The sequence below is a fragment of the Corynebacterium sp. HMSC072A02 genome (assembly GCF_001810085.1).
Classification (GTDB): Bacteria; Actinomycetota; Actinomycetes; order Mycobacteriales; family Mycobacteriaceae; genus Corynebacterium; species Corynebacterium hesseae.
On the sequence record NZ_KV799877.1, the window covers coordinates 1 to 4,819 of the forward strand.

Below are 4,819 nucleotides of genomic sequence, written 5' to 3' on the forward strand. Positions count from 1 at the left end.
CCCCCGACGTGTCTACTTTCCGGGGGTCAGGTCCGACTAATTTCTTGTTTTTTCTGTGTGTCAGCTCACTAACCAAAAGCCTAGGACACGCACCTGTGCGCCTTGTTTATTGGAGCGCACGGGGATACTGGAGACTACGAGTACGCACTAGACGCCGCCAACAGTGCAGCCGGACACCTGCAAGCAATACAAGCGGAGCTGCCTTCCACTTCCCCACTGGCCCGTGACACTGGAAGGCTTGCAAGGCTCGTGCGCGCCGCACAGCGGAACCTGTCTCAACAGCGTCCCGCAGATAATTCAGTCGAACTTCTTAACTTAGCCGCCAGCCTCAAAGAAAGGCTGGAAGGGGCGGATTCTAGGGGTCATTTTTCTTTGGCTAAACGCGGTTTTAGGCCGAATTTCGGCTCTCGACCACGAGCTCTAGGCCACGGGCTTCGTCCTCGTTTGAGAACCAGCCGGTGGCCTTGGTCGGGCTACGCCGCAAGCGGTGGCGCGTTGGGGAAAGCGTCGGTGCTAGTCTCATTGCGTCCGCGGGTGAAATTGGATAGCCGAAAGTTTAATTGCTGGGATTCTGTAAACTCTGTGTGATTAGATTCACACACCCCGACAGCGCTTCAAAAAGACCTTCCGGGCGTTATAGGAGCCACCGATAACGCCCGGTCGGGGCCGTTTGGAACACTGCTGCTCCGTCAGAGCCCGAAGGCTCCGCCACTGACGAGGATCACGATACCGAGGCCGATGAGAACGATGGGAAAGAGGATGCCCTCCCAGCGTTCGAGCACTTCCGCGATCGGGGGGCGGGTTGCGACGAACTTTGCCAGGGCCACCAGGACCGCAACGAGCGCGAGGAAAATAACGCAGTAGGCGACTACTGCGAGAGGTTCCACGCTGAGGAATACAGGGGTGTAGACGCCGATGTTGTCGCCACCGTTGGCAAAGGTGACGCCTGCGACTGTCCCCACGCCAACCTTCTTGCCGGCAATCTTGGCCTCGTCGTCATCGTCCTCATCGTCTCCGCGCCAGGCCTCCCATGCGGCCCAGAGGCCGAGGCCCAGCGGGATTAGACCGAAGTACGGGATGGCTGTCGAGGGCAGGAATGCTCCGGCGCCCATGGTCACTAGAACCGCGGCACCGAGGATGCCCGCGAATCCGAGGTACTGGCCGGCCAGAATGCGGGCGGTAGTGCCGCGCTGGCCTGCCCCTCGCGCGAAGAAGAGGGAGAGCACGATGATGTCGTCGATGTTGGTAGCTGCGAACAGGCCTATCGCCTGCAAGACCGAGGTGAGGATCATGCGTCCTCCCCAGCTGCGTAGCACCCGGGAAGCGAGCAGGCGGGATCGATGCACGGGGCGTCTTCGTCTACTGCCAAGGTGGCATCGACCAATGTGGTCAGCGCCTGCGCCAGGTGCGGATCGGCGATCTCGTATCGTGTCCGACGCCCCTCGGGCTCGGAGACGACAATCCCACAATCGCGCAAGCATGTCAGGTGGTTGGACACGTTCGGGCGTGTCAGGTCCAGATCTCGGGATAGTTCCGCCGGGTAGGCGGGATGGTCGAGCAGGGTCAAGATGATCCGGGATCGAGTGGGGTCGGCCAGTGCACGACCCAGGCGGTTCATCACGTCGAGACGCGAAGCAATAGTCAGCATGCGCTGAACTATACAGCGATCGCTGAACTAGTCAAGTTCCGGGTAGCGGTGCAGCTGTGTGCGCTGCTGAAGAGACAGTGAAAGTAGCAGAGATGGCGCAGATTCCGGCAAAGTTGCGAAAACAGCTGAACCACGCTCGTTTCTGATGATCGGCCCATGTGCGATTTGTGCCGCGCCGAAGGCAACCGAATTGGCTCGAAGTGGTGCTGTTGCAAAGTTGGGGCAGTAGAAAGACCGACGTGAAATAATCAGAGCCATGGGCATCTTCTCCGGTCGGCATTTCCCCCGTGACATCATCCTGTGGGCGGTGCGGTGGTACTGCCGCTACGGCGTGAGCTACCGCGACCTCGAAGAAATGATGACCGAGCGGGGTGTGCCAGTCGATCACACCACGATCTACCGCTGGGTGCAGAAATACGCCCCTGAGCTGGATAAGCACACTCGCTGGTACCGGCAGGTACCCGACTGGCAGGCCCGGTCCTGGTGGGTGGATGAGACCTATATCCGGGTCGGCGGCACGTGGTGCTATCTCTACCGGGCTATTACCGCCGGTGGGCAGACCTTAGACTTCTACCTCTCACCAAAACGGAATGTGGCTGCGGCCAAGCGTTTCCTGGCCAAGACGCTACGATCGAATACGACAGCCGGGTCCCCGCGGGTCATCAACACCGACAAGGCACCAGCTCTGGCCAAGGCAATATCCGAGCTGAAGGCGGAGGGAATCTGCCCTCAGACGGTGGAGCACCGGCAGGTGAAATACCTGAACAACGTTCTCGAGGGAGATCATGGCCGACTTAAAAGAATCCTGGGACCGAAGGGGGCGTTCAAAAACCGAATTTCCGCCTACCGGACGTTGAAAGGGATGGAAGCGATGCATTCATTACGGAAAGGTCAGGGCACGATGTTTGCTTATGGGCACCCCAATCCGGACGCGGTGATCGTCAACCGGGTCTTCGAGACGGCCTGAGAACGCCAGCACGCAGCGGCCATCAGGAAATGAGAAACTGGGTCGTCTCGGCTCTCCGCCCAACTTTGCAACAGCACCTATCATATATAGTACATGCCAGCTAAAGGCTTTCATCTTTACACAGCGTTGGATTTGTACTCGCGCAAGGTTGTGGGATGGACTGTCCAACACCGACAGGAAAAGACCATCGCTACACGCCTGATTGAACAAGTCATTGCTGACCAGGAGCTCAACGGTCACAGCGTTGAAGTCGTACACACCGACAACGGCAAAGTCATGACCTCACACATGATGAAGGACATGCTGGATGAACACGGCGTGCAGCTGTCATTAATTCGGCCGAATGTTTCGAATGACAACCCATTTGAAGAGTCATCACATCGCACAATCAAGCATCACCGCTATGCGTTAGAAACCTATGATGATATCCAGCATGCGCAGAAAGTCATCGGCAGGATTATCGACGAATACAATAACCGTGACCGCCACAGCGGGCTGAATGGATACACACCTAGTGAAGTGTATTCAGGCACGTGGCGTGACATCCTTGAACATCGCCGAGCAAAGGAAACCGTCTACTACGCGACGCACCCGCACCGCAGACCCAGACCCCGGAAATCCGTCTACAAGCCACCACCTAAAACGGTAGAAATCAACAACGGCAAACCCCTAGCGCCCGAGACATCGAGCGCGTAAAGTAACAACCACGTCAAACAGGGGGATGTTCACAACTCAAAGGCAGGCGCCGATCGAGGGCAAAGGGACCAAAGTAAGAGGACCAAACTAGAAGGACCACCAAGCGAGCCTTTCCACATCCCCGGCCGGCTGGTTACTTATAGGCCGAGAAGCCCGTAATCTTCTTGCCCATGATGAGGGACTGCACAGTGTCGGTGCCCTCGTAGGTGTGCATGGCCTCAATGTCCGCGAAGTGGCGAGCGATATCGTTTTCCAGCAGGATGCCGACTCCACCGAGCATGTCGCGGGCGTCAGCGGCGATGCGCCGCGCGGCACGCGTGTTGTGGAGTTTGGCCGCCGAGGCCTGTTCCGGGGCCAAGGTGCCAGCATCTTCGCGCTGGGAAACCTCACGGCAGGTGAGCATCATCTGGCTGAGGTCGAGGACCATGTTGGCCAGACGCTGCTGGATGATTTGGGCTTTGGCCAGCTCGCGGCCGAACTGGACGCGTTCGAGCACGTACGAGCGGGCAGTCTCATAGCAGGCCACCGCAGAGCCAAGCGCCATCCAGGACACGCCAATGCGAGTGGAGGTCAGGACGCGGGAAACGTCCTTGAAGCTGCGACAACCTGGAAGCTGGTTGGCGGCGGGAATGCGACAATCGGTCAACGTGATGTGTGCCTGGTGGATGGCACGCAGGGAGAGCTTGCCTTCAATCACGGTAGCGGAGTAGCCGGGGGTTTCCTGTGGGACGATGAAACCGCTGACGTTACCGTCTTCCATACGGGCGTAGATGATGGTGATGCCGCCGGAGGCACCGTTGCCAATCCACTTCTTCTCGCCGTTGAGGACCCATTCGTCGCCATCGCGAACCGCGGTAGTTTCCAAAGCGATGGAGTCCGAGCCGTGGTCCGGTTCGGTCAGCCCAAAAGCACCGAGCAGCGAACAAGATGCCATCTGCGGCAAGTACGAAGCCTGCTGTTCCGGAGAACCAAGCATCGAAATTGAGCGCATGGCCAGCCCCGCCTGCACCGCAATCACCGTGCCCATCGAAGCATCGGCACGCGTGACTTCCATGAGCGTCAAGCCAGCGCCAAGCGTGGACATCTGTTCATGGCCTTCCACCGAAAGCCCATCGGTCATCACGTCCAGCTCCCCCAGACGCTGAACCAAGTCCAGCGGATACTCCGCGGCCTGCCAGTGCCGGTTAATCACCGGGTCGGAGTAGTCGCGGAACTGCGCCGCGCGCTTCCACCCCGCAGCATCGGCCTCAGAAAGGCTGTCAAAGACACCCAGGAAATCAGTGGTGGACTCGAAGAGGTTGTGGGACATGGTCAATTCTCCAACTAACAGGCAATACGAATGGCGATTAGTGTTAATTGTGACCTGACTCTCCCCAGGCTGTCAAGTGTCTCATCACAACGCGCGGCACAGCCGGGATTCGGAACGATAACCAGACTCCAGGGCCAGTATCTCCCCCAGCCAACCTTCACCCTGCCTGTTGCGACCGGCTATTTGGTAGCAGTGTCGT

At 58.6% G+C, this 4,819-nt stretch carries 5 protein-coding genes; 2 read left to right on the top strand and 3 right to left on the bottom strand.

The features are described from left to right. Window positions 1-689 precede the first annotated feature (689 nt). Together HMPREF2698_RS11995 and HMPREF2698_RS12000 are read right to left on the bottom strand one after the other, a co-directional pair. A complete protein-coding gene (locus HMPREF2698_RS11995) occupies window positions 690-1,292 on the bottom strand; it encodes a cadmium resistance transporter (RefSeq protein ID WP_070523118.1) in 603 nt (200 codons plus the stop codon). Next, a complete protein-coding gene (locus HMPREF2698_RS12000) occupies window positions 1,289-1,648 on the bottom strand; it encodes a Cd(II)/Pb(II)-sensing metalloregulatory transcriptional regulator CmtR (RefSeq protein WP_070523117.1) in 360 nt (119 codons plus the stop codon). The genes HMPREF2698_RS11995 and HMPREF2698_RS12000 overlap by 4 nt, the downstream gene beginning before the upstream one ends. A gap of 256 nt (window positions 1,649-1,904) precedes the next feature. On the opposite strand from HMPREF2698_RS12000, the gene HMPREF2698_RS12005 reads away from it, so the two are divergent. Both HMPREF2698_RS12005 and HMPREF2698_RS12010 read left to right on the top strand, forming a co-directional pair. After that, window positions 1,905-2,615 carry an IS6 family transposase gene (locus HMPREF2698_RS12005; RefSeq protein WP_070523113.1) on the top strand — a complete coding sequence of 237 codons (711 nt, stop codon included), beginning with the start codon at window positions 1,905-1,907 and terminating at the stop codon, window positions 2,613-2,615. A 93-nt stretch (window positions 2,616-2,708) separates the two neighbouring features. Continuing rightward, on the top strand, window positions 2,709-3,311 hold the full coding sequence (locus tag HMPREF2698_RS12010) for a DDE-type integrase/transposase/recombinase (RefSeq protein WP_070523112.1): 603 nt from the start codon (window positions 2,709-2,711) through the stop codon (window positions 3,309-3,311). A 133-nt stretch (window positions 3,312-3,444) separates the two neighbouring features. Here HMPREF2698_RS12010 and HMPREF2698_RS12015 read toward each other — a convergent pair whose 3' ends face one another. Beyond that, a complete protein-coding gene (locus tag HMPREF2698_RS12015; protein WP_070523109.1) occupies window positions 3,445-4,620 on the bottom strand; it encodes an acyl-CoA dehydrogenase family protein in 1,176 nt (391 codons plus the stop codon). Between the last annotated feature and the right edge of the window lie 199 nt (window positions 4,621-4,819).

What these genes read in the sequence shown, in the direction of transcription:
- HMPREF2698_RS12010 (WP_070523112.1), top strand. Translation starts at nt 2,709, where the DNA reads ATGCCAGCTAAAGGCTTTCATCTTTACACAGCGTTGGATTTGTACTCG.
- HMPREF2698_RS12000 (WP_070523117.1), bottom strand. Translation starts at nt 1,648, where the DNA reads ATGCTGACTATTGCTTCGCGTCTCGACGTGATGAACCGCCTGGGTCGT.
- HMPREF2698_RS11995 (WP_070523118.1), bottom strand. Translation starts at nt 1,292, where the DNA reads ATGATCCTCACCTCGGTCTTGCAGGCGATAGGCCTGTTCGCAGCTACC.
- HMPREF2698_RS12015 (WP_070523109.1), bottom strand. Translation starts at nt 4,620, where the DNA reads ATGTCCCACAACCTCTTCGAGTCCACCACTGATTTCCTGGGTGTCTTT.
- HMPREF2698_RS12005 (WP_070523113.1), top strand. Translation starts at nt 1,905, where the DNA reads ATGGGCATCTTCTCCGGTCGGCATTTCCCCCGTGACATCATCCTGTGG.